The sequence below is a fragment of the Dyella silvatica genome (assembly GCF_026283955.1).
GTDB classification, from domain to species: Bacteria; Pseudomonadota; Gammaproteobacteria; order Xanthomonadales; family Rhodanobacteraceae; genus Dyella_C; species Dyella_C silvatica.
This window is the reverse complement of sequence record NZ_JAPDPE010000069.1, coordinates 1-20,850: the sequence shown is the minus strand read 5'-3', so window position 1 is coordinate 20,850 and position 20,850 is coordinate 1. Positions and strand designations below refer to the sequence as shown.

General features: G+C 61.6%; 23 protein-coding genes. 12 read left to right on the top strand and 11 right to left on the bottom strand.

Annotated features, from left to right (window positions below; genetic code table 11):
- Window positions 1-83: 83 nt before the first annotated feature.
- Window positions 84-569: an rRNA maturation RNase YbeY gene (ybeY, locus tag OUZ52_RS14195; protein ID WP_266159083.1), complete on the bottom strand. Its 486-nt coding sequence runs from the start codon at window positions 567-569 to the stop codon at window positions 84-86.
- A complete protein-coding gene (locus OUZ52_RS14190) occupies window positions 566-1,594 on the bottom strand; it encodes a PhoH family protein (RefSeq protein ID WP_266159082.1) in 1,029 nt (342 codons plus the stop codon). Before OUZ52_RS14190 ends, ybeY begins: the two co-directional genes overlap by 4 nt.
- Before the next feature lie 144 nt (window positions 1,595-1,738).
- Here OUZ52_RS14190 and OUZ52_RS14185 point away from each other — a divergent pair, with 144 nt between their 5' ends.
- From OUZ52_RS14185 to OUZ52_RS14170, 4 genes are read left to right on the top strand one after another with little or no spacing between them, the layout of a single operon-like run.
- Window positions 1,739-2,419 (top strand): TetR/AcrR family transcriptional regulator, encoded by a 681-nt coding sequence (locus OUZ52_RS14185; protein WP_266159081.1) that lies wholly within the window; start codon window positions 1,739-1,741, stop codon window positions 2,417-2,419.
- A 46-nt stretch (window positions 2,420-2,465) separates the two neighbouring features.
- Entirely contained in the window at window positions 2,466-3,392 is a 927-nt protein-coding gene (locus OUZ52_RS14180) for an HlyD family secretion protein (RefSeq protein WP_425493851.1), read from the top strand.
- Between the two features lie 23 nt (window positions 3,393-3,415).
- Window positions 3,416-4,357 (top strand): ABC transporter ATP-binding protein, encoded by a 942-nt coding sequence (locus OUZ52_RS14175; RefSeq protein WP_266159094.1) that lies wholly within the window; start codon window positions 3,416-3,418, stop codon window positions 4,355-4,357.
- Window positions 4,354-5,463: an ABC transporter permease gene (locus OUZ52_RS14170; RefSeq protein ID WP_266159077.1), complete on the top strand. Its 1,110-nt coding sequence runs from the start codon at window positions 4,354-4,356 to the stop codon at window positions 5,461-5,463. Before OUZ52_RS14175 ends, OUZ52_RS14170 begins: the two co-directional genes overlap by 4 nt.
- A gap of 85 nt (window positions 5,464-5,548) precedes the next feature.
- Here the strand turns inward: OUZ52_RS14170 and OUZ52_RS14165 are convergent, their stop codons facing one another.
- From OUZ52_RS14165 to miaB, 4 genes are read right to left on the bottom strand one after another with little or no spacing between them, the layout of a single operon-like run.
- On the bottom strand, window positions 5,549-6,007 hold the full coding sequence (locus tag OUZ52_RS14165; RefSeq protein ID WP_266159075.1) for a hypothetical protein: 459 nt from the start codon (window positions 6,005-6,007) through the stop codon (window positions 5,549-5,551).
- Between the two features lie 28 nt (window positions 6,008-6,035).
- On the bottom strand, window positions 6,036-6,530 hold the full coding sequence (locus tag OUZ52_RS14160; protein WP_266159072.1) for a GNAT family N-acetyltransferase: 495 nt from the start codon (window positions 6,528-6,530) through the stop codon (window positions 6,036-6,038).
- The gene (locus tag OUZ52_RS14155) at window positions 6,523-7,050 is read right to left on the bottom strand and encodes a GNAT family N-acetyltransferase (RefSeq protein WP_266159070.1); all 528 of its coding nucleotides are present in this window, start codon (window positions 7,048-7,050) and stop codon (window positions 6,523-6,525) included. Before OUZ52_RS14155 ends, OUZ52_RS14160 begins: the two co-directional genes overlap by 8 nt.
- Window positions 7,051-7,056: 6 nt before the next feature.
- A complete protein-coding gene (gene miaB / locus OUZ52_RS14150; RefSeq protein WP_266159069.1) occupies window positions 7,057-8,400 on the bottom strand; it encodes a tRNA (N6-isopentenyl adenosine(37)-C2)-methylthiotransferase MiaB in 1,344 nt (447 codons plus the stop codon).
- Between the two features lie 210 nt (window positions 8,401-8,610).
- Between miaB and OUZ52_RS14145 the strand changes: the two genes are divergently transcribed.
- The gene (locus OUZ52_RS14145) at window positions 8,611-9,708 is read left to right on the top strand and encodes a lytic transglycosylase domain-containing protein (protein WP_266159066.1); all 1,098 of its coding nucleotides are present in this window, start codon (window positions 8,611-8,613) and stop codon (window positions 9,706-9,708) included.
- Window positions 9,709-9,749: 41 nt separating this feature from the next.
- Here the strand turns inward: OUZ52_RS14145 and OUZ52_RS14140 are convergent, their stop codons facing one another.
- Window positions 9,750-10,934, bottom strand: coding sequence for a S1C family serine protease (locus OUZ52_RS14140; protein ID WP_266159064.1), 1,185 nt, complete (start codon window positions 10,932-10,934; stop codon window positions 9,750-9,752).
- A gap of 204 nt (window positions 10,935-11,138) precedes the next feature.
- On the opposite strand from OUZ52_RS14140, the gene petA reads away from it, so the two are divergent.
- The 5 genes from petA to OUZ52_RS14115 all read left to right on the top strand — a co-directional run bounded on the left by petA (window position 11,139) and on the right by OUZ52_RS14115 (window position 15,131).
- Complete coding sequence (petA, locus tag OUZ52_RS14135; protein ID WP_266159062.1) at window positions 11,139-11,744, top strand: ubiquinol-cytochrome c reductase iron-sulfur subunit; 606 nt, start codon at window positions 11,139-11,141, stop codon at window positions 11,742-11,744.
- Window positions 11,744-13,099 carry a cytochrome b gene (locus OUZ52_RS14130; RefSeq protein ID WP_266159060.1) on the top strand — a complete coding sequence of 452 codons (1,356 nt, stop codon included), beginning with the start codon at window positions 11,744-11,746 and terminating at the stop codon, window positions 13,097-13,099. The genes petA and OUZ52_RS14130 overlap by 1 nt, the downstream gene beginning before the upstream one ends.
- On the top strand, window positions 13,092-13,844 hold the full coding sequence (locus OUZ52_RS14125; RefSeq protein WP_425493849.1) for a cytochrome c1: 753 nt from the start codon (window positions 13,092-13,094) through the stop codon (window positions 13,842-13,844). Before OUZ52_RS14130 ends, OUZ52_RS14125 begins: the two co-directional genes overlap by 8 nt.
- Before the next feature lie 71 nt (window positions 13,845-13,915).
- The gene (locus OUZ52_RS14120) at window positions 13,916-14,539 is read left to right on the top strand and encodes a glutathione S-transferase N-terminal domain-containing protein (RefSeq protein WP_266159058.1); all 624 of its coding nucleotides are present in this window, start codon (window positions 13,916-13,918) and stop codon (window positions 14,537-14,539) included.
- 163 nt (window positions 14,540-14,702) lie between these two features.
- Complete coding sequence (locus tag OUZ52_RS14115) at window positions 14,703-15,131, top strand: ClpXP protease specificity-enhancing factor (protein ID WP_425493850.1); 429 nt, start codon at window positions 14,703-14,705, stop codon at window positions 15,129-15,131.
- Between the two features lie 141 nt (window positions 15,132-15,272).
- Here the strand turns inward: OUZ52_RS14115 and OUZ52_RS14110 are convergent, their stop codons facing one another.
- The 4 genes from OUZ52_RS14110 to OUZ52_RS14095 form a co-directional block, all read right to left on the bottom strand.
- Window positions 15,273-15,677, bottom strand: a complete 405-nt coding sequence (locus OUZ52_RS14110; protein WP_266159056.1) for a DUF3301 domain-containing protein — start codon at window positions 15,675-15,677, stop codon at window positions 15,273-15,275.
- A 42-nt stretch (window positions 15,678-15,719) separates the two neighbouring features.
- Window positions 15,720-16,577, bottom strand: a complete 858-nt coding sequence (nadC, locus tag OUZ52_RS14105) for a carboxylating nicotinate-nucleotide diphosphorylase (RefSeq protein WP_266159055.1) — start codon at window positions 16,575-16,577, stop codon at window positions 15,720-15,722.
- A complete protein-coding gene (locus tag OUZ52_RS14100; RefSeq protein ID WP_266159054.1) occupies window positions 16,574-18,856 on the bottom strand; it encodes a DUF1631 domain-containing protein in 2,283 nt (760 codons plus the stop codon). Before OUZ52_RS14100 ends, nadC begins: the two co-directional genes overlap by 4 nt.
- A 146-nt stretch (window positions 18,857-19,002) precedes the next feature.
- Window positions 19,003-19,275 carry a Trm112 family protein gene (locus OUZ52_RS14095; RefSeq protein ID WP_266159053.1) on the bottom strand — a complete coding sequence of 91 codons (273 nt, stop codon included), beginning with the start codon at window positions 19,273-19,275 and terminating at the stop codon, window positions 19,003-19,005.
- Window positions 19,276-19,340: 65 nt separating this feature from the next.
- Here OUZ52_RS14095 and purE point away from each other — a divergent pair, with 65 nt between their 5' ends.
- The gene (gene purE, locus OUZ52_RS14090) at window positions 19,341-19,844 is read left to right on the top strand and encodes a 5-(carboxyamino)imidazole ribonucleotide mutase (protein WP_266159052.1); all 504 of its coding nucleotides are present in this window, start codon (window positions 19,341-19,343) and stop codon (window positions 19,842-19,844) included.
- A gap of 56 nt (window positions 19,845-19,900) precedes the next feature.
- The coding region (locus OUZ52_RS14085; RefSeq protein ID WP_266159089.1) for a 5-(carboxyamino)imidazole ribonucleotide synthase at window positions 19,901-20,850 on the top strand (950 nt) is incomplete at its 3' end.

The window sequence follows — 20,850 nt, the reverse complement described above, 5'->3', positions numbered from 1 at the left end:
ACGCCGCTGGGATTAGGTATGAATGCAAGGTTCTCCCGGTTGCGGCCCCTTTGCCATGGGCAAGAGGCGTGTCCGGGCAGCTGTCAGGCGTAAGGGTCGGCGATGCCCAGGCCGGCCAGGATCCTGGTTTCCAGCGCCTCCATGGCTTCGGCCTCGGTCGGTTCCAGGTGGTCGTAGCCGAGCAGGTGCAGTACCCCGTGCACGGTCAAGTGCGCCCAGTGATCCCGTGCCGGCTTGCCTTGCTCCGCCGCTTCGCGGGCGACGACGGGGGCGCAAATGGCCAGGTCGCCGATCAAGGGCAGGCGCATGCCGGGTGGCAGCTCAGCCGGAAAGGACAGCACATTGGTGGGATAGTTTTTGTCGCGATAGTCGCGATTGAGCGCCTGCCCCTCGCTGGCGTCGACGATGCGGATGGATAGTTCGGCCAGCTTGTGCCGCTTGGCGCCGCGTAAAGCGGCCTCGACCCAGCGACGAAAGCTGGCTGCTGCCGGTAGCCCGGCGCGGGGCACGGCATAGCCGACATGAACGATCGGGCTGGGCAGGGCGCTGGCTGCTGCCGGACGTGTCATGCGCTTAAGTTCGTCTTGCCTGGATTGTTTCCATTTCCTGAGCCCGATTCACGGCTTTCGGCGGCGTCCTCAAAGGCTTCATAGGCACGCACAATCTTCGCCACCAGTGGGTGACGCACCACGTCGCGTGAGGTGAAGAAGGTGAAGCTGATGCCGTCGACGCCGCGCAGCACCTCTACCGCATGACGTAGGCCGGAGCGGACATGGCGCGGCAGATCGATCTGGCTGACGTCGCCGGTAATCACCGCAACCGAGCCAAAACCGATGCGGGTGAGGAACATCTTCATTTGTTCGACGGTGGTGTTCTGCGCCTCGTCAAGAATGACGTAGGAGTCGTTGAGGGTGCGTCCGCGCATATAAGCCAGCGGAGCGATCTCGATGACGTTGCGCTCGATCAGCTTGGCGACGCGTTCGAAGCCGAGCATTTCGTACAGCGCGTCGTAAAGCGGGCGCAGGTAAGGGTCGACCTTTTGCGACAAGTCGCCGGGCAGGAAGCCCAGCTTTTCTCCGGCCTCTACCGCCGGGCGAACCAGTAGCAGCCGCTGCACGCGGTTGGCCTCCAGCGCCTCGACCGCACTGGCCACCGCCAGATAGGTCTTGCCGGTGCCGGCGGGGCCGACGCCAAAGCTGATGTCGTGGGTGGTGATGGCATGCAGGTAGCGCGCCTGATTCGGGCCGCGGCCTTTGATGACACCGCGCTTCACCTTGATGGTGACTTCTTGCGAACCTTCCGCGGCATCGCTGGTGAGCGCGTCGATGCCGGATTCGGCCAGGTGCAAGTTGATCTTGGCGCCGGTCAAGGCCTCTTTTTCGGTGACGGCGTAGAGCGCGCGCAGCACTTTTTCGGTGGCGCGAGCGGCCAGCTCCTCGCCGATCACCTTGAACAGATGGCCGCGATGGTCGATTTCCACGCCCAGGCGCAGCTCGATCTGGCGCAGATGCTCGTCAAAGGGGCCGCACAGGCTGGCGAGGCGGGCGTTGTCTTGCGGGTCGAGCGCAAAGTCGCGCTGATTGAGGTCGGTCATAGGCGCGCGAGAGTAGCGCGTGAAGCCGGCCAGGGCCACTACACCGAGATGACGCGGGGTGACCGCGGGGCCGGGTTCCCTTTTTGGGTTGTCCGGTGCGAGGCAACTCTTGCAAATAATTAATGGTTTAATTAATTTTTGCGCATGACAACCCACAGCAAGCGCACGAAAGCATCCAAGGCGGCGACGGTGCCGCGCAGCCGCAGCGCCGGCCGGCCCAGTGCCGACGACCGCGATCTGCGTGGACATCTGCTGGATATGGCCATTGCCCGGTTTGCCCGCGATGGCATCGGTGCGACCTCGTTGCGGGCTATCGCCACGGATGCGGGGGTTACACCGGCCATGCTGCATTACTACTTTGGCGACAAGGCGCAGCTGAAACAGGCGTTGATCGACGAGCGTTTGCTACCGGCCTTGGTACCGATGCGTGAGCATCTGGCGCAGGTCGGGGACGATCCCGCCGTGCTGGTGGCTGACTTCGTGCGCGGCATCAGCGCCGTGGTGGCGCTTTACCCCTGGCTGCCTTCGTTATGGGTGCGCGAGGTTTTATGTGAGGGTGGCGAGCTGCGCGAGGTGCTGTTTGACCAGCTAGTACCCAACTTGCCGCAACTTATGGCGCAGCGCTTCGCATCCGCGCAGGCAGCGGGGCATCTCAATCCGGGGCTTGATCCGCGATTACTGGTGGTCTCGCTGGTCGGCTTGACCCTGTTTCCCGCGGCGGGGGCGCCGATCTGGCGACGGGTCTTTGCTGCCGACGATCTCGGTTCGGATGAATTGCTTGGACATACCCTGGCTTTGCTTGGCGGCGGCGTAGGCGCCGGTTGAATCGAACCGGCCTACCCAGAGGATCAACATGACGAGCATCGCAAACATGGTCCCTCGTTTTCTATTCCCCTTCGTGGTCTGCATGGGATGCCTTGCGGCCTGTAGCAAAGAGCCTCCGCGCGCCTTAGGCACCTTGGAGTTCGACCGCATTAGCTTGCCGGCGCCCGCCGCTGAGCGGGTGGTCGCGGTGACGGTGCGCGAAGGCGAGCAGGTCGAGGCTGGGCAACCGCTATTGGCCTTGGACCCGACCCACACCCAGGCCCAGCTGGCGGCAGCGTTGGCGCAGGCGCAGCAACAGCGCGAGGTCTTGGCCGAGCTGCGGGCAGGGCCACGCGGTGAGGATATTGCCAAGGCGCGTGCGGATCTGGCGGCCATTCAGGCGCAGGCCCGCGATGCTCGTAGCTACTACCAACGCCTGCTTCCGTTGGGCGACGGCAATAATGTGGCGGCCTCTGATCTTGATCACGCACGCGCTGCGGCCGGGAATGCCGAAGGGCAGCTGGCGGCCGCACGTGCTGCGCTGGATGTCTTGCTGCATGGCACGCGGCCTGAGCAGCTTGCCCAGGCTGAGGCAGCATTGGCCGCGGCAATTGCGCAGGCAGAGGCGCAGAAAGTTCTGCTGGGTAAGTTGAACGTGCTCGCGCCGCGTGCCGGGCGCATAGACAGTATTCCGTACAAGCTGGGGGATCAGGCCCCGGTCGGTGCGCCCTTGCTGATTATGCTGGCGGGCGATGCACCGTATGCGCGGATTTATGTACAGGAGCCGATGCGGGCGAACGTACATGTCGGCGACAGCATGATTCGCAGCGAGCCGGAGTTCACCCCGTACTACGCGTTGATCGGTGAAGACGCCGCACGCCTGAGTTATATCGCCGAGGTGGCCTTGGGGGCAGATGCGGCCAGCCTGCCGGCGGGGTTGCCGGTGCATGTCGAGTATGTCGAGTATGTCGAGTATGTCGGGCCAGCACCGTGAGCGCGGGCAACGATGGCGTGGCGATTCGCGCGCGTGGTTTGACCAAGCGGTTTGGCGCATTGGTTGCTGTCGATCATGTCGATCTCGAAGTGCCAGGGAAACATGTTTACGGCTTTCTCGGCCCGAATGGCTCGGGCAAGTCCACCACGATTCGCATGCTTTGTGGCTTGTTGACGCCTAGTGCGGGCGATATCGATGTGTTGGGCTTGAATATCCCCGCGCAGGCCGAGGCGTTGCGCCGTCGCATCGGTTACATGACGCAGAAGTTCTCGTTGTTCGAAGACCTCACCGTGCGTGAAAACCTGGAGTTCATGGCCGAGATTCAGGGCGTGCCAAGAGCGCGTGCGGCTGGCCGTGTCGGTGAGCTGATCGAGCAATATCATTTCAGCGATCGCCAGAAACAGTTAGCAGGCACCATGAGTGGGGGGCAGAAGCAGCGGCTTGCTTTGGCTTGCGCAGTGATCCATGAGCCGGAGCTGTTGTTTCTCGACGAGCCCACCAGTGCGGTCGATCCCGAGTCGCGCCGCGATTTCTGGGAAAAACTGTTCGAGTTGGCCGATGCGGGCACCACGCTATTGGTCTCGACGCATCTGATGGATGAGGCCGAACGCTGTCATCGCCTGGCTATTCTCGATCAAGGGGTTCTGGTGGCGGATGGCACCCCGGGCGAACTCACCCGCAAGCTGGCGGGCCACACTTTTATTATCGAGACGGATGAACCACGGCGCGCACAACGCGCATTGGTTGATGCCGCGAACGTGCTGGGCGTGGCCCAGGTCGGCAATACCTTGCGCGTGTTGACGTATGCCGGCGATGAACCGATTGCCGATGGCGCACAGCAGTATTTGCAGCAAATGCTGCGCAAGGCGGGGCAGCCGGCAAGTGTGCAAGCGGCGCAGCCGAACCTGGAAGATGTATTTGTCGCGGTGACCCGGAAAAGCCGTGAACAGGAGCGTATGGCATGAGCTGGCGGCGTCTCTGGGCCATCGTCATCAAAGAGCTGCGGCAGATGCGTCGCGACCGCATCACACTGGCCATGATTGTAGGCATTCCGGTGATCCAGCTGGTGCTGTTTGGTTATGCGATCAATACCAATTTGCGCGGACTCGAGGCCGGCATTTCAGACCAGGCCAATACCGCCGGTTCACGTGCGCTGGTGATGGACATGCTAGCGACCGGGGTGATTGCGCCAGTGGCAAGAGCAGACACTCCGGAGGGGCTGATGGCCATGCTGCGCCGTGGCGACATCAGTGTCGGCGTGGTGGTGCCGCCCGATTTTGAGCGGCGCCGCATCGATGGTCGTGCGGTAGCGCAAATCCTCGTCGATGGCGGCGACAACACGGTGCAAGGCGCAGCGGTACAGTTGGCGCAGGTACCGATCGATAGTTCGATAGCGGATTCGCGTGCGCCGATGATTAGCACCCCGGTCGAGGGGCGGATCAGCATTGTCGGTTTCTACAATCCGCAGCGGCGATCCGCGGTGAATATCGTGCCGGGCTTGATCGGGGTCATTCTGACTATGACGATGGTGCTGTTCACCGCCATTGCCATCGTTCGCGAACGCGAGCGCGGCAATATGGAGTTGCTGATCGCCACGCCTTTGACCAGTGCGGAATTGATGATCGGCAAGGTGCTGCCCTATATCGCGATCGGGTTGGTGCAGACCAGCGTCATCCTGGCGCTGGGGCGCTGGCTGTTTGTGGTGCCGATCAGTGGCAGTTTGTTCGACGTGTATCTGGCGGCAGGCTTGCTGATACTCGCCAACCTCACGCTGGGGCTGTTGATTTCCACCCGTGCGCAGTCGCAGTTCCAGGCGATGCAGATGGCGTTCTTTATTTTCCTGCCATCGATCTTGCTATCGGGCTTTATGTTTCCGTTTGCCGGGATGCCGAAAGTGGCGCAGTGGTTGGCCGAGGTATTGCCGCTGACACATTTCCTGCGCTTGATTCGCGGGGTGATGCTGCGTGGTGCCGGTTTGGGGGAGATGTGGGTCGATGTGCTGGCGCTGCTGGCCTTTATCGCGGTGATGATGGCTGCTGCGATCCTGCGTTTTCGCAAGCGGCTGGACTGAGTTTTGGGACATCACTTCGTGCCGACAGCGGCATGGTGACCGACCTCAGTTTGCGGTGGGTGGTGCCTGGCGCTAATCGAGCGACCTACTTTTCAGCGATTCTCATGCAATACAAGGCGGCATCTTTTTGCTTTCCCGCAGGCAGGGCATGGATGGCGGCATCGAACTGTCGACGCAGCGGGTTTGTTGTCGGAAGCATGGTGAAGATGCCCAGCGTAGTGCTGAACTCCGGATCAAAAAACATGGTGCATGAAGTTCTATCGACCACGGCTGCGCAGCCAGATACTTTCGCAATATTCGACATCTTATTCGGATCAATATGCTGGATGTCTTTGGCAGTGCCTTTTCTTGCCCAGTCTTTGCCAAAGGCGTCGTTCAAGGCTTCGGTCAGGGCGCTTTGAATGGCATTGCTATTTTTTTCTGAGAAATCGGCTTCGCTGCCGTTGCATTGATAGGCATGGTCGGTGGCGGGTGCTTCTGCCGCTTGCGCATTGCAGAGGCTAAGCGCGAGAAGGCCAAGCAGCATTCCAAAATTTTTATTCATTGCAAATCCCTGTGCCAGTGGTTGTTTCTTAGAGGTGCCGGTGCATCACATAGGCGTCCGTTGGGCTGTGCTCGGCATGGCGAAATGCGCCGGGCACTTGCCCGACGATTTGAAAGCCGTGGTGTTCCCATAGCCGCACGGCCGTGGTGTTGGTCGATACGACAAAATTGAATTGCATCGCGGTGAAGCCGGCGCGGCGTGCCTGCTCCATCGAGTGCTCGCACATCTTCGAGGCGATGCCTTGGCCACGGGCCATGGGCGACACCATATAGCCGGCATTGGCGACATGGCTGCCGAGGCCTGGCTGATTGGGCCTAAGCAGGTAGCAGCCCAACACCTCGGCGTCGCGCTCGGCAATAAAGCAGCGGCTGGGTGGCGTCGTCCACCACTCGCGAGCTTGTTCCAGGCTCAGATCGGGTGGGTAGCTGTAGGTATCGCCGCCAGCAATCACGCTACGGAATATCGGCCAGGCGCGCTCGAATTCGTTTGCGCCGATTTCGTAGATGGCCAAGGTGTCAGTCATGGGTGGGTTGGGCGAGATCAAGCCGATAGAAGCGGGTGTCGGCGGCCATCAAGGGAAAACTCGAGGGCAGGGTCGTTTTCGCTACTTGGGTAAAACCATGCTTTTCATAGAAGCGATGCGCGGCGCGGAATTTCTCGGTGGTACCCAGTAGCACGCCTTTGACCGCGTGCTGGCTGGCCCAGCGCAGCGCAACGTCCAGCAAGCGCGCCGCGATACCTAGTTCGGCACCACGGTGCGAGGCGGCAACGAACATCTTGCGTAGCGCGACCTGGTTTGCGCCGATATCGGTAAGGGCGATGGTTCCGATGACGCTGTCACCGGCGAGCGCCACCCAGAAATTACCGGCGCCGCGCTGGTAGAACGCCGGGATCGAGCTGAGATCCGGCTGCTGCTCCAGGGTGATGTCGAAGCCAAACTCATCGCGCTGAATCGACAGGATCAAGCGGGCGATCGCCTCGCGATGGCTGGGCTCATAAGGGGTGACGCGAATGCCGTCTGTGTCAGGGGTTCCGGCACTCATCGGGCTTCAGGCCACCTGGGTGTCGACGTCGACCAGCCGGCCACGCAGCGAATTGCTCATGGCGTCGGTAATCAGTACATCGACGAACTGGCCGATCAGGCGACGGTGGCCGGTGAAGTTTACGTAGCGCATGTTTTCGGTGCGGCCGGAGAGTTCGTTCGGGTCACGCCGGCTGGGTTTTTCGACCAGTACGCGTTGCACCGTGCCGAGCATCGCTTCGTTAATCTTTTTGGCGTTAGCGTTGAGCGTGGCTTGCAGGCGCGAAAGACGTTCGTGCTTGACCGCCGCCGACGTATCGTCGGCCAGATTCGCTGCCGGTGTGCCAGGGCGCGACGAGAAGATAAAGGAGAAGCTCTGGTCGAAGCCGACGTCGTCGATCAGCTTCATGGTTTTGTCGAAGTCTTCGTCGGTCTCGCCGGGGAAGCCGACGATAAAATCCGACGAGACGCAGATGTCGGGACGCACCGCGCGCAGCTTGCGAATTTTCTGCTTGAACTCCAGCGCGGTATAGCCGCGTTTCATCGCGGCAAGAATGCGATCGGAGCCGGCTTGCACCGGCAGGTGCAGATAGTTGGCCAGTTGCGGCACGTTGGCATAAGCCTCGATCAGCGAGTCGGAGAACTCCAGCGGATGCGAGGTGGTGAAACGAATGCGGCCGATGCCTTCGATCTGGGCAATCGCGTGAATCAGCACGGCGAGGTCGGCGATGCCGCCGTCGTGCATCGGGCCGCGATAGGCGTTGACGTTTTGCCCCAGCAGGTTTACCTCGCGCACGCCTTGGGCGGCGAGCTGGGCGACTTCGACAATGACGTCGTCAAAGGGGCGGCTGATTTCTTCGCCGCGGGTGTAGGGCACCACGCAGTACGAACAGTATTTGGAGCAGCCTTCCATGATCGAGACGAAGGCGGTCGGGCCTTCGGCGCGGGGTTCTGGCAGGCGGTCGAATTTCTCGATCTCGGGGAAGCTGATGTCGACCTGGGATTTGCCGCTGCTGCGCTGCGCTTCGATCAGCGCCGGCAGGCGGTGCAAGGTTTGCGGGCCGAAGACCAAGTCCACGTAAGGCGCGCGCTTGAGAATCGCCTCGCCTTCTTGTGAGGCGACACAGCCGCCGACGCCGATCAACACCGGCTTGTCGCTGCGCTTGTGTTCTTTCCAGCGCCCCAGCTGGCTGAATACCTTCTCTTGCGCTTTTTCGCGGATCGAGCAGGTATTGATAAGGATGACATCGGCTTCGGACTCATCTTGAGTCAATTCCAGGCCGTGCGAGGCCTTGAGCACGTCAGCCATTTTGGCGGAGTCGTACTCGTTCATTTGGCAGCCGTGGGTCTTGATGAAAAGCTTGCCGCTCATGGCGTTAGTACCAGTTAAAGACAGAAACGGCGGGTAGCGCCGAACCGCGTAGTTTACGCGCCTGAGTTCGTGGCTACCAGCGGCCAGAATCCGCTGAATCAAGCACTTGCGGCTATTTATGGCCTTTGCTGCAGGCACAAGCTTGCGTTGGCGCACGAAACGGCTGTTGTGTGCTTGGCTTGCTGGGTAGCTGACGGCACACTTGCCGCCATGCCGGCCGCCGTCAACCAAGCAAGCAATCAACGCCTGTACCGGGCGATCGGTGGCTGCGTGCTGTTGGCCGGTTTGCTGGGGTATTCACCGGCCCATGCCGGCGGCATGTATCGCTGCACCGGTAGTAACGGCGAGGCGGTGTTTAGCAGCAATACGTCGAGCTATAAGGACTGTCACAAGCTCAGTGCCCCGGCCGAGGTCGCGCCGCCACGCCAGCCGCGCGCCGTGGTGGCCGCGATTGCCTCGGTGCTCGGTGTCCACGGATCGGTTGAGTCCACGGCGCAGCTATTGCCGCCGGAGCTGTCGGCTGCCCAGGCCTTGAGCGCGGTCACCGGCTCGGTCGAAACGACGGCGCGTCTATTGGCGCCGGCGGCTGTCGACCCTTCGGTCAAGCCAGGGCAGTGGAGTTATAGCGAGTCGAAGAAGGCGTTGGAGGACGGTTCGGCAACGGCGGATGCGGCACCCTCGCCTGGTGATCGCGTGTTGCGCGGCGCGGTTTACCGCGTGGTGCGCGCCGATGGCAGCGTGGAATACACCAACTTGCAGCCGGCCGGACAGCCGGCGCGGGCGGTGACCATGCTGTTTAGTTATATATCGACCTGCATGGCCTGCAATCTGCACTCACCGATCCATTGGAACAGTGTGGCGCTCAACCTCACTGCCTATGCCGATACGATCCGTGTCGCCAGTGTGCAATTTGGCGTCGATGAAGCCTTTTTACGCGCCATCATTCATGCCGAAAGCGCTTTCAATCCGCGAGCGTTGTCGATCAAGGGCGCGCAGGGGCTGATGCAGCTGATGCCGGCCACGGCGGGGGATATGGGGGTGCGCGATGCCTTCGATGCCGATCAGAACATTCTGGGAGGCGCCCGCTATCTGGCGCTCCTGCTGAAAAACTTCAATGGCGATGAGCGGCTGGCTGCTGCCGCGTACAACGCCGGGGCCAATGCCGTGCTTCGTTATAACGGGGTGCCGCCGTATGCCGAGACGCAGGTCTATGTGGAGCGTGTAGGTGAGCTGCGCAAGCGCTATGGCGCGGTGACCAAGCCGCCAGTGGCTACCGCGGCGGTGCTGCTGCCGGGGAAGAGTGGCTGAGAGCAAGATGATTGGCCCAGTGAGGCTTCATCTATTTGCCTTTAATCGGTCAGGGCGGTGGGTGTCAGTGGCGGGCGTTCTGTCAGGGTCACCTGGGTATGGAACGGGGCGCCGTTACGCAAGCCCGAGATTTCGATCTTGCTGCCCGGTTTGAGGGCGGCCTCATGACGGCGCAAGTCCGCCGGCGCGACGATGTCATCGGGGCCGATGCGCAGCAGAATGTCGTGCAGCTGGATGCCTGCCTGGGCGGCCGGGCCCCCCGGGTAGACATCGGTGACCTGGGCGCCGCGCGCTGCCGCGGGCAGGCCGCTATCGGCGGCAACCGGCACGAAGGCGTAGTCGGCCCCCATCCAGCCACGCACCACGTGGCCGCTTTCGATCAACTGGTCGAGCACTTTCTTGGCATTGCCCACGGGAATGGCAAAGCCGATGCCTTCGGCGTTGGCCGCCTTGCCGATCAGTGAGGTGTTGATACCGATTAATTCACCCGAGGCATTGACCAGGGCGCCGCCTGAGTTGCCGGGGTTGATCGCCGCATCGGTTTGAATAAAGTCTTCCGGGCTGGAGCTGCTGAGCTGGCGGCCGATGGCGCTGACGATGCCCATGGTTACTGTCTGATTGAGGCCGAGCGGGTTGCCGATGGCCAGCGCCACGTCGCCGGTGCGAGTGGCCCGCTGATCGGCAATCGAGATCACCGGCAGGTTATTGGCCTCGATCTTCAGCACGGCCAGATCGGTTTCCATATCGGCGCCGATCAGTTTGGCCTTGGCAACGCGGCCATCGTATAGCAGCACCTGGATGTCATCGGCGTTGGCGATCACGTGGTTGTTGGTCAGCACGTAGCCCTGGCTGCTGACGATAACGCCGGAGCCCAGGCTTTGTTCGCGGCGCTTGTACGCCGGGCCGGCCGGTTGGCCGCCGAACAGCCGTTGCAGTACCGGGTCCGAATACATCCGCAAGGCCTGCTCGGTGACCAGCTTATTGGCGTAGATGTTCACCACCGAGGGTGCCGCGCGGGCTACGGCGTCAGCATACGACACCGGATCGCCGGCGCGGCTGGCCGGCGCGCTAGAGGACGAGCTGACGGAACGTGGGGCGGGCAAGCCAAAGTGGCTACGCAAACGGTCGCCCACGCCGGGCCAAAGCAGGCTGATGACGAAGGCAGCCGCCAGCCCGAGGACGACGAAGCGGGCAATGAAGGCAAGCGTGCCGGCGGCATGTTTCATGTCGGGGGATATTTCTTCGCAGTACGTGAGGGCCCATATGGGAAGAGCCGGGCTGGGTTTGATTGTACGAGTCAGGCCCTGACGCTACACTAACGCAATTTTTGCGGGTCTAGATTCCTCGGACGTTTACGAAGCTATCAGCTTCGCAAACGCCTACGGTTTGAAAGCACGCATCTCAATGGCATGCAAGTACCGGAGAGCCTGATGGCGAACGAAGTCGTCGATCATGGCCGCCGCCGTTTCCTTACAGCAACCACAGCCGTGGTTGGTGGTGTAGGAGTCGTTGCGGCGGTCGTGCCCTTCATTAAATCGTGGGAACCAAGCGCGCGTGCAAAAGCCGCCGGAGCCCCGTATACCGCCGACATCAGCAAGATTGAGGCAGGCCAGATGGTGACATTTGCCTGGCGCAGCCTTCCGGTTTTCGTGGTCAATCGCAGCAAGACCCAGCTTGATGCGCTGCCGAGCCAGGACGGCCGCCTGGTCGATCCGAAGTCAGATTCGGGCTCGGCAGAGCAGCAGCCGAAGTACGCGCAAAACGAAGCGCGTTCGATCAAGCCTGAGTGGCTGGTGCTGGTCGGGCTGTGCACCCATCTGGGTTGCGTGCCGGACTTTGTCCCGGTGATGAAGCCTGAGCCGTTCGATCCTGAGTGGAAGGGTGGCTTCTATTGCCCTTGCCACAAGTCACGTTACGACATGGCCGGGCGCGTCTATCAAGGCGTTCCGGCGCCGAAGAATCTGCTGGTGCCGCCGCATCACTTCGTGGATGACACGCATATCCAGATTGGCGTGGACCCGAAGGAGGCCGGCTGATGGCTAACGTATTTAGCAGCATCGGTAACTGGGTCAACGAGCGCGCGCCGAACATGATGCCGGCGTACCGCAAGCACATGACCGAGTACTACGCGCCGAAGAATTTCAATCTTTGGTACTACTTCGGTTCGCTGGCTATCGTGGTGTTGGTCAACCAGATCGTCACCGGCATTTTCCTCACCATGAACTTCAAACCGAGTGCGGCGGAAGCCTTCAACTCGGTCGAATACATCATGCGTGACGTGGAGTGGGGCTGGCTGATTCGCTACATGCACTCCACCGGTGCCTCGCTGTTCTTCGTGGTGGTGTTTTTGCACATGTTCCGCGGCCTGCTGTACGGCTCGTATCACAAGCCGCGCGAGCTGGTGTGGCTGCTGGGCATGCTGATCTTCCTGGTGCTGATGGCCGAGGCATTCATGGGCTATGTGTTGCCGTGGGGCAACATGTCGTTCTGGGGCGCCAAGGTGATCATCTCGCTGTTCGGCACGATTCCGGTTATCGGTAACTCGCTGGTCGAATGGATCATGGGTGATTTCCTGCCTGCGGACGCGACCATCAACCGCTTCTTCGCGCTGCATGTGATCGCCCTGCCGCTGGTGCTGCTGTTGCTGGTGGTGTTGCATATCGCCGCACTGCACGAGGTAGGCTCGAACAATCCGGATGGCGTCGAGATCAAGAAGGGTCCCAAGGGCAATCGTTGGGATGACCACAAGCCGGCCGACGGTATTCCGTTTCACCCGTACTACACGGTGAAAGATCTGTTTGGCGTGGGTTTCTTCCTGACCATCGCGGCCTTCATCATCTTCTTCGTGCCGACATTCGGTGGCTGGTTCCTGGAGCACGACAACTTCATTCCAGCGAACAACCTGGTGACCCCGACGCACATCAAGCCGTCGTGGTACTTCACCCCGTTCTACGCGATTCTGCGCATGATCCCGTCGTTCTTCGGTACGGCGTTCTGGGGTGTGCTGGGCATGTTCGGCGCTATCGCGTTGCTGTTCGTGTTGCCGTGGATCGATAAGGGCAAGGTCCGTTCGGTGCGCTACCGCGGCACCGGTTACAAGGTGGCCCTGTTTGCGCTCGCCTTCTCTTTCATCGGTCTGGCCCTGGTGGGTGCGGGTGTGGTCGGTGAATGGGTGCAGGAAATCCTTACCCCGATGCTGCCACCGCTATCGAATGCAGCGTTCTGGAAGGATTCCCCGTTCTGGGCGAGCAGCACCTTCTGGGAAAACCTGGTCGGGCGCCTGTTGACGGCGATGTACTTCGGTTACTTCGTGTTTCTCTGGGCTTACACCCGCTTCGGCTGGGAAAAAACCAAGCCGGTTCCGGATCGGGTGGTGTATGACCATGACTAAGCGGCAGCTCTTGATGAAAAAGTACGTTTCTTCGATCGCCCTGGTGTTTGGCCTTCTCGTCGGCGCCACGTCGGCGATGGCCTCGGAAGAAGGCGGCCTGCCTTCGGCCGGGACCAATGTGAATGACCAGGCGTCGCTGCAGCGTGGCGCCAAGTTGTTCTTCAACTATTGCGTCGGTTGCCATTCGCTGAAATACGTTCGCTATTCGCGTATCTCCGAGGATCTTGGGTTGTCCGAAAAAGAGGTCATGGACAATCTCAACTTCACCGGCGATAAGTTCGGTGATCCGGTGATCTCGCATATGCCGGAGGCGTCGGGTAGGCAGTTCTTCGGCAAGGCGCCGCCGGATTTGTCGCTGGAAGTGCGCGCCAAGGGCGCGGACTGGGTCTACGGTTACCTCAACTCCTTCTACCTGGACCCGAGCCGTCCGGTGGGTTGGAACAACGCCGTGTTTGCCAACGCCTCCATGCCGAATCCGCTGTGGGAGCTACAAGGTCTGCAGACGGCCGAAATGAAGGCCGATGACAAGGACGCCGTGGAGAAGCTCGAACTGAGCCAGCCGGGTAAGTTGACTCCGGCGCAGTTCAAGCAGGCGACCCGCGACCTCACCAGCTTCCTCGAATATGCCGCTGAGCCGGCTGCATTGCAGCGTCAGCGCTATGGTATTTGGGTGCTGTTGTTCCTGGCTGGTTTTACCTTGTTGGCCTATACGTTGAAGAAGGAATATTGGAAGGACGTCCACTAAGGCGTCACTCCATAGTCGGTGCATGGCGGCCTAGCGTCGCCATGCACGCCTAGTCGATGGGGAGACCGCGCATGGTCCAAAGCGCTCGTTCGCGTACCGTACTCACCCTGTACACCACGGCCGAAGATATTCAATGTCATCGCGTCCGCCTGGTACTGGCGGCTAAGGGTGTGAGTTACGAGCGGTTGCTGATCGACCCGAACAAGCCGCCGGAAGACTTGCTCGATCTCAACCCCTACGGCACCACGCCGACCCTGGTGGATCGCGATCTCACTTTGTATGACACCGCGGTGGTCTGTGAATATCTGGACGAGCGCTACCCGCATCCGCCGCTAATGCCCATCGATCCGTTGTCTCGTGCGCGATTGCGCTTGGCGGCCGTGCGCATCGAACTCGACTGGCTGACCGAGATGGATACGATTATCGCCGGTGGCCGTCCCGCCGATGCCGCGCGCAAGCGGTTGCGGCAACTGCTGTTGTCCTCGTTGCCGTTGTTCAAGGCGTCGAAGTTTTTTCTCAACCCGGAAATGAGCCTGGCCGATTGCCTGGTGGCGCCGGTGATCTGGCGTCTGCCCTGGCTGGGGGTGGACCTGGGCCGGGAAGGCAAGCCGATCGTCGATTACGGCGAGCGCATCTTCCATAGCCAGGGTTTTACGCGCAGCATGACGGCCGAAGAGAAAGCCATGCGGCCATAATGGGCCGTTACCCCGAAGGGCTCGGTGTCTGGTTGCACAGTGCAGCGTCTTACTTAACCGTAGTCGCCGCCGGCTCCTGCAGCGTAGCGTGCACAAACCACTCCTGGCGTGGGCCGCCTGGAGCACATAAACAGGCCCAAGCATGACCGATGAACCATCCTCGATGACCTCCAATCGCCCGTATCTGTTGCGGGCGATCTATGACTGGATCACCGATAATAATCTCACCCCCTATGTGCTGGTCGATGCCACGCGCGAGGGGGTGCGGGTGCCGCCGCAGGTCGTGAAGAACGGTCAGGTGGTGCTCAACCTGGCCATGCGCGCGGTAGCCCATCTGGACCTCAGCAATGAGTGGATCAGCTTTCAGGCGCGCTTCTCTGGGACCAGTCAGCAGATTTATATTCCGGTGCACGCCGTATTGGCGTTGTACGCGCAAGAGAATGGGCAGGGCATGATGTTTCCGGCGGAAGAGGGCGGCGATACGCCACCTTCGCCATCGAGCCCGGACGACTCCACCCCACCCGCGCCGGACGGCGATGGCAATGGCGACAAACCGAAGCGCAGCGGCTCGCATCTGCGCGTGGTGAAGTAGCGTCAGTCGGAGGTATAGGGCCTGAGCTAGTCGTTTGCCGATGCCGCCGCCATCGAAACAGGTTGCGGTTAGCTGCAATGGCAGATCGCCCGCCCTTGACTCAACCCTTTCCGCGAAAGGGTTGAGTGGCGGTATATCGCATCAGTGATTTTGCTTGTCGTTACCCAGTCGTGGCCGCAATGGCACGACGTTGCTGATCTGGGTAGGTGGCTGCTGTTTACCGGGCTCTTTCAATTGCAGCTCGATGGTCGGCAGGCTGAGTCCGGTGAGCGCGTTGCCAACCATCCATAGGCGTCCTGGTTCGCGATCATCGCCGTCGATGCTTACTTCGAAGGCGTAGCAGCGTTCCAGCACGCGATGACCGTCGATGCGGCGCAGGCGCACGCTGCGTAACCCGACGCTTTCATCGAGCAATTGCAGGCCATGCTGATGGCATTGCGCGCGGGCCTGGCTGACGGCCAGCTCACGCGCACGATTGAGCTTTAGCCAAAGGCCAACCAAGGCCATCAGCGCCAGCAGCAGGATCAGGTCGGAAAGCTTGGCCATGCCCGCAGTGTGTGGGCGCGACGGGGGCGGTGCAAGTTCGGTTTAGTCTAATTGCAGACGCAACGACAGATTCACCGCGCGCACGTGCTTGGTGAGTGAGCCGATCGAGACGAAATCCACGCCAGTGTGGGCAATCTCGCCAATCGTCGTCAGGTCGACATCGCCGGAAACTTCCAGTGGCACCCGGCCGGCGGTAATGCGCACGGCTTCGCGCATATTCGCCAGGGTGAAGTTATCCAACATGATGCGGTCGACGCCGATGGCGAGCGCTTGCTCCAGTTCGTCGATGCTTTCGACTTCGACTTCTAGCAGCAGCGATGGGTGCAGTCGTCGCGCAGCTTCCACAGCCGGCTGGATGCCGCCCGCAGCGATGATGTGGTTTTCCTTGACCAGAATGGCGTCGTACAGGCCGATACGGTGGTTATAGCCACCGCCGCAGCGCACCGCGTACTTTTGCGCCAAGCGCAGGCCGGGTAGCGTTTTGCGCGTATCGAGTACGCGTGTCTGTGTATCAGCCACCGCCGCTACATGCGCCGCGGTGATGGTCGCAGTACCTGACAACAACTGAAGAAAATTAAGCGCGGAACGTTCGGCACTGACCATCGCGCGAGCGTCGCCTTCGAGTCGGCAAATGATGCTGCCTGGCTCGACCCGATCCCCGTCTTTCACCTGCCAGTCGATGCGCACGCTGGGGTCGAGCTGGCGGAAGCATGCATCGAACCACGGGATGCCGGCGATAACGGCGGCTTCGCGGCAGGTGAGCGCGGCATGTGCGCGTGCGCCTGCCGGCAGCAATTGCGCGGTGGCGTCACCGCTGCCGATATCTTCAGCAAAGGCGCGTGCAATGTCGGACTGGATTTGTTCGGGCGAGGGCGGGGTAAGTGTTTGTGCTGGCGTCATGTCGGGCGTGGTGGTGTTGCGGCTGCGGCGGCGGTTTGACTGAGACGGCCGACGATGGCGTCCAGCGCACGATCAAACAGGGCGGTGGATTCGAGACTGCGCGCGGTGCCTGCGGTGAGCGCCGCAGCCAGCTCATAAGGTGAGTAGTCGGCGACTTTCAGTCCGCGTCGATTGACGAACAGATAGCGGCCGCTCATCGGGCTGATCCAGGACAGTTTGGCGCGCTCGACCGACGCATTGTCGACACTGAATTCAAGCCAGTGACCCGGCTTCAACTCGCGTACCTGCGCCAGCGCTGGGCTGTTCTCCAACGGATCTTCTGCATCGGGCTCGGGCTCGATGGCTTCGGGTGCGCTGCTGATCACCGGCTGGATGCTTTCGGGTATCGGCAGTGAGGTGGCTTCTTCGATAGCCCGTACCTCGGCTTCGGGTACCGACTCGCCAAGCTGGTGCCGGTAATACGTATGCAGCTGGGCCAGCAGGCGCTCGACGTCGCTTTCCTGGAACGCCACATTGGCCAGGCCGCGGCGTAGCGAGCGTTCGATGCCGGGCAGCATTTGCCGCAATACGCGCCGCTCCTCAGGCTCGCGGGCGGGGCGGGTGCTGGCGATGAAATCATTGATGAAACGCAGCGCGTCGCGGAACTCGCTGGATTCTTCACCTTGGCGCAGCAGGGTGAGAACCAGGTAGTTGGCCCAGGCGCGGCTGAGGATGCTATGGATCAGCGGAGGCAGCGAGTGATCGCCGACCCGGCTGAGAATTTCGCGGGCGGCGCGGCGTCGCGCCTGTTCAAGCTTTTCGCGGCCGCGGGTGGATTCGGCGACGCGCTGTTCGGACAGTTCAGCGCGGCGGCGCGTGCCGTCCTGGAACTCGTGCAACTCGGTATTCAGGCGCTCGAAAATACCCAGGTCGTCGTCAAAGTCTTGCAGCAGGCGATCGACGATGGATTTCACCTTCTCGTGCAGGCGGTGATCGCGATCGGACTCCGCCGACCAGCCCTTGGCCGCATCGGCCAGGCCATCGAGTAGGCGGCGCGCGGGGTGCTGGCGATGGGCGAACAGCTTGCGGTCGAGAATGGCGGCCTTGAGGTAGGGAATTTGCAGCCGCGCCAGCATGACCTGCATTTCGGTGGGCAGGTTGCGATCTTCGAGAATGAACTCGAACAACATGCCGACCAGGTCGATGGTGTCCTCATCGACGTTAGCCACTTGGCCTTGTTTTTCGCCGCGCAGGGAGCCCAACTGCAGCAAGAGCTGCTCTTTCAGCAGCAAAACCTCGCGCGCAAGGTCGACGGTGTCCGTAGTTTGCAGTGACGACGGCTGAAAGCCCTCGGCGGCCTGGCTTTGCAGCACGCTAAGCGCGCTGACCAACTCGCTGGCGCTAGGCGCATGCAATGGGCCAGCCGCGATGCGGCCATCGGACGGGCCACGGCGCACGCTGAACAAAGTGCGTAGCGTTTGCAGCAGCTCGGCACCGCCGTCTTCGGCAAGAAAAGTTTCGGCCTGCTCGTTGGCGGCGTGTTGTTGTTCTTGGCTGCCTGCGGCGGCCTGAGCCGGGCCGGCTTGGCGGGGTAGCTCATGGCGCAGTTGCGGCAGTACGCCGGCACGGATCAGCTCCGCGTTGATCTCTTGGTAGAGCTCGTCCAGCGTGGCAAATACATAACGATCAAACAGCTTGTAGATGATGAGCTTGACGCGCATCTCGGCGCTCAGTTCGCGCATCGCCTGGCGGAACGCCTGGGCGAGGGCGGCGGGGCCGACCGGATTGTTGGCGTCGTCGATCTTGATGCCGCCGTAGATCACCGACAGGCGCTGGTTGACCGCAAACAGATCCCGCGTCAGACGCGTTTCGTTCTTGCCGATCATGCTGGTGATGGCTAGCGATTCTTCCAGCTCGTTATCCGCGACCAGGGACAACTCGACGCTGCCGATGGGCAAGGGGGCGCCTAGCCCGTTATCGGCCGCATGCCGTTGGTGGTTGGCGAAATCGGCCAGGCCACGTGCCACCAGGCTGAGAAAGCCGCGTTCAACGGCGGGCCGGCGCTTGCGCACCTCGCGCATGCCGTCGAAGTAATGCATTTGCGCGGCATTGTTCTCGGCCTTCTCGGCCAGGTCGAACAACGCGTCGTCGACATGCTCGAACATGCCGTTGATCAGCAATTGCAGGCGTCTTGCCGCAATGTCGCGTACGGTATTCAACAGCGCGCCACCGCGCTCGCTGGACGGGTCCAGGCGCTGGCTAAGGCTTACGATGTTGGATGGTTCACTGGCGTCTTTCATCGCCACACCCCTGAAGTGTTACCGCTACGCGATGATGCTGGATTCTGGGCGAGTCGTCCTTGCCCCAGACCCCTGCAAGATAAGCGAAACTTATGGCGATTGTCATGCCCTGGTTGGCATGATGCTCATGCCGGGCGCCCGCAAGTTCATGCCGTGGCGGGGAAGCTCTGCAATTGCGTCGTGCCGATGCCTTCTTCAGGCAGCATCACCGGGATGCCATCGTCGACCCGGTAGATCACCTTGCGGTCAACGGTGATGAGCGCCTCGGTCAGCTTTTCACGAATCTGCGTGCCGGCCACACTGTCAACCTGGCCGTCGCCGATGGCGGCGTTCAGCGCATCGAGTTCGGTTTTGCTGAGCAGTCGCAGCGGGGTTTTGCTGACGGGGCAGCACAAGATGTCGAGCAGACGCTTGTCCATAAAAGGTGCAGATCGTGCCGGGGCGCGGAAAGTTCGTACAATAGCGGTTTTTGGATGGCCGAACCATGACTTCGACAGCCAGGACGCCACTTGTCGGCGTAGTGATGGGCTCCCGCTCTGACTGGGAAACCATGGAGCACGCCGCCAGCGTGCTGACCGAGCTGGGTGTGCCGCACGAAGTGCAGGTGGTATCCGCTCATCGCACCCCGGATTTGCTGTTTCGCTATGCGGAAGAATCGGTTGGGCGCGGTCTCCAGGTCATCATTGCCGGTGCCGGCGGCGCGGCGCATTTGCCGGGCATGCTGGCGGCCAAGACCCGGTTGCCGGTGTTTGGCGTGCCGGTGCAGTCCAAGGCTTTGAATGGCATGGATTCCTTGCTATCCATCGCGCAGATGCCGGCTGGTATCCCGGTCGGCACCTTGGCCATCGGCCGTGCCGGCGCGGTAAATGCGGGGTTACTGGCTGCCGCGGTATTGGCCCTGCATGACCCCGTGCTTGCGGCGGCCGTTGATGGCTATCGTGCCCGCCAGACGCAAAGTGTGCTCGATCATGCGGACCCGCGCTCGTGAGTGCGGCGCGTCGTCAACCGGTGTTGGGCATTCTTGGTGGCGGTCAGCTGGCCCGCATGTTGGCGCGGGCCGCAGCCCCCTTGGGCGTAAAGACCCTGGTAGTGGATAACGCTGCCGATGCCTGTGCTGGCCAGGTTGCCCCGCTGGTCGTGGCTGACTGGACCGACTACGCCGCCTTGGAGCAGTTCGCGGCCCAGGTCGATGTGGTCACCTTTGATTTCGAGAACGTGCCGGCAGAGACCGCTCAGCGCCTGGCGCAGAAGGTCGCGGTGTTTCCCGCGCCGCGTGCGTTGGCGGTAGCGCAAGACCGGCTGGCTGAGAAAACCTTGTTCCGCCAGTGCGGTTTGCGCACGCCCGAGTTCATGGCGGTGGATACGCGCGCCGATCTCGATCATGCCTTGGCCACTGTCGGCGCTCCGGCGATTCTGAAAACCCGGCGGCTCGGTTATGACGGTAAAGGGCAGTTCCGGCTTCGCGCGGTTGCGGATGCGGACGCTGCCTGGGCAGCACTGGGTGCGCAAGCGACAGCGCATGGTTTGATTCTTGAAGCCTTCGTACCGTTTGAGCGCGAACTGTCGGTGATTGCCGTGCGTGGCCGTGATGGTGAGTTCCGCACCTGGCCGCTAACCCAGAACTGGCATACCGATGGTGTGCTCTCGCTAAGCCTGGCGCCGGCGCCGGATATCGACGCCTTGCAGCAGCGCGCGACCCAGCTGGCGCGGACCTTGGCCGAGCAGCTGGACTATGTCGGGGTGTTCGCGCTTGAGTTGTTCGTCAAAGACGGTGAGTTGCTCGGCAACGAGATGGCGCCGCGCGTGCACAACTCCGGTCACTGGACCATTGAAGGCGCCTTGACCAGTCAGTTCGAGAATCACGTGCGTGCCGTGCTGGGCTTGCCGTTGGGTGACACCTCGGCACGCGGACTGTCGGCCATGTTCAACTGGATCGGTGAACTGCCTGACGCTGCCCCCGTGCTGCATGCCATCGATGCGCATTGGCATGACTA

Coding starts and splice junctions, on each gene's coding strand:
- ybeY (WP_266159083.1), bottom strand. CDS start 569: ATGACACGTCCGGCAGCAGCCAGCGCCCTGCCCAGCCCGATCGTTCAT.
- OUZ52_RS14190 (WP_266159082.1), bottom strand. CDS start 1,594: ATGACCGACCTCAATCAGCGCGACTTTGCGCTCGACCCGCAAGACAAC.
- OUZ52_RS14185 (WP_266159081.1), top strand. CDS start 1,739: ATGACAACCCACAGCAAGCGCACGAAAGCATCCAAGGCGGCGACGGTG.
- OUZ52_RS14180 (WP_425493851.1), top strand. CDS start 2,466: ATGGTCCCTCGTTTTCTATTCCCCTTCGTGGTCTGCATGGGATGCCTT.
- OUZ52_RS14170 (WP_266159077.1), top strand. CDS start 4,354: ATGAGCTGGCGGCGTCTCTGGGCCATCGTCATCAAAGAGCTGCGGCAG.
- OUZ52_RS14165 (WP_266159075.1), bottom strand. CDS start 6,007: ATGAATAAAAATTTTGGAATGCTGCTTGGCCTTCTCGCGCTTAGCCTC.
- OUZ52_RS14160 (WP_266159072.1), bottom strand. CDS start 6,530: ATGACTGACACCTTGGCCATCTACGAAATCGGCGCAAACGAATTCGAG.
- OUZ52_RS14155 (WP_266159070.1), bottom strand. CDS start 7,050: ATGAGTGCCGGAACCCCTGACACAGACGGCATTCGCGTCACCCCTTAT.
- miaB (WP_266159069.1), bottom strand. CDS start 8,400: ATGAGCGGCAAGCTTTTCATCAAGACCCACGGCTGCCAAATGAACGAG.
- OUZ52_RS14145 (WP_266159066.1), top strand. CDS start 8,611: ATGCCGGCCGCCGTCAACCAAGCAAGCAATCAACGCCTGTACCGGGCG.
- OUZ52_RS14140 (WP_266159064.1), bottom strand. CDS start 10,934: ATGAAACATGCCGCCGGCACGCTTGCCTTCATTGCCCGCTTCGTCGTC.
- petA (WP_266159062.1), top strand. CDS start 11,139: ATGGCGAACGAAGTCGTCGATCATGGCCGCCGCCGTTTCCTTACAGCA.
- OUZ52_RS14130 (WP_266159060.1), top strand. CDS start 11,744: ATGGCTAACGTATTTAGCAGCATCGGTAACTGGGTCAACGAGCGCGCG.
- OUZ52_RS14125 (WP_425493849.1), top strand. CDS start 13,092: ATGACTAAGCGGCAGCTCTTGATGAAAAAGTACGTTTCTTCGATCGCC.
- OUZ52_RS14120 (WP_266159058.1), top strand. CDS start 13,916: ATGGTCCAAAGCGCTCGTTCGCGTACCGTACTCACCCTGTACACCACG.
- OUZ52_RS14115 (WP_425493850.1), top strand. CDS start 14,703: ATGACCTCCAATCGCCCGTATCTGTTGCGGGCGATCTATGACTGGATC.
- OUZ52_RS14110 (WP_266159056.1), bottom strand. CDS start 15,677: ATGGCCAAGCTTTCCGACCTGATCCTGCTGCTGGCGCTGATGGCCTTG.
- nadC (WP_266159055.1), bottom strand. CDS start 16,577: ATGACGCCAGCACAAACACTTACCCCGCCCTCGCCCGAACAAATCCAG.
- OUZ52_RS14100 (WP_266159054.1), bottom strand. CDS start 18,856: ATGAAAGACGCCAGTGAACCATCCAACATCGTAAGCCTTAGCCAGCGC.
- OUZ52_RS14095 (WP_266159053.1), bottom strand. CDS start 19,275: ATGGACAAGCGTCTGCTCGACATCTTGTGCTGCCCCGTCAGCAAAACC.
- purE (WP_266159052.1), top strand. CDS start 19,341: ATGACTTCGACAGCCAGGACGCCACTTGTCGGCGTAGTGATGGGCTCC.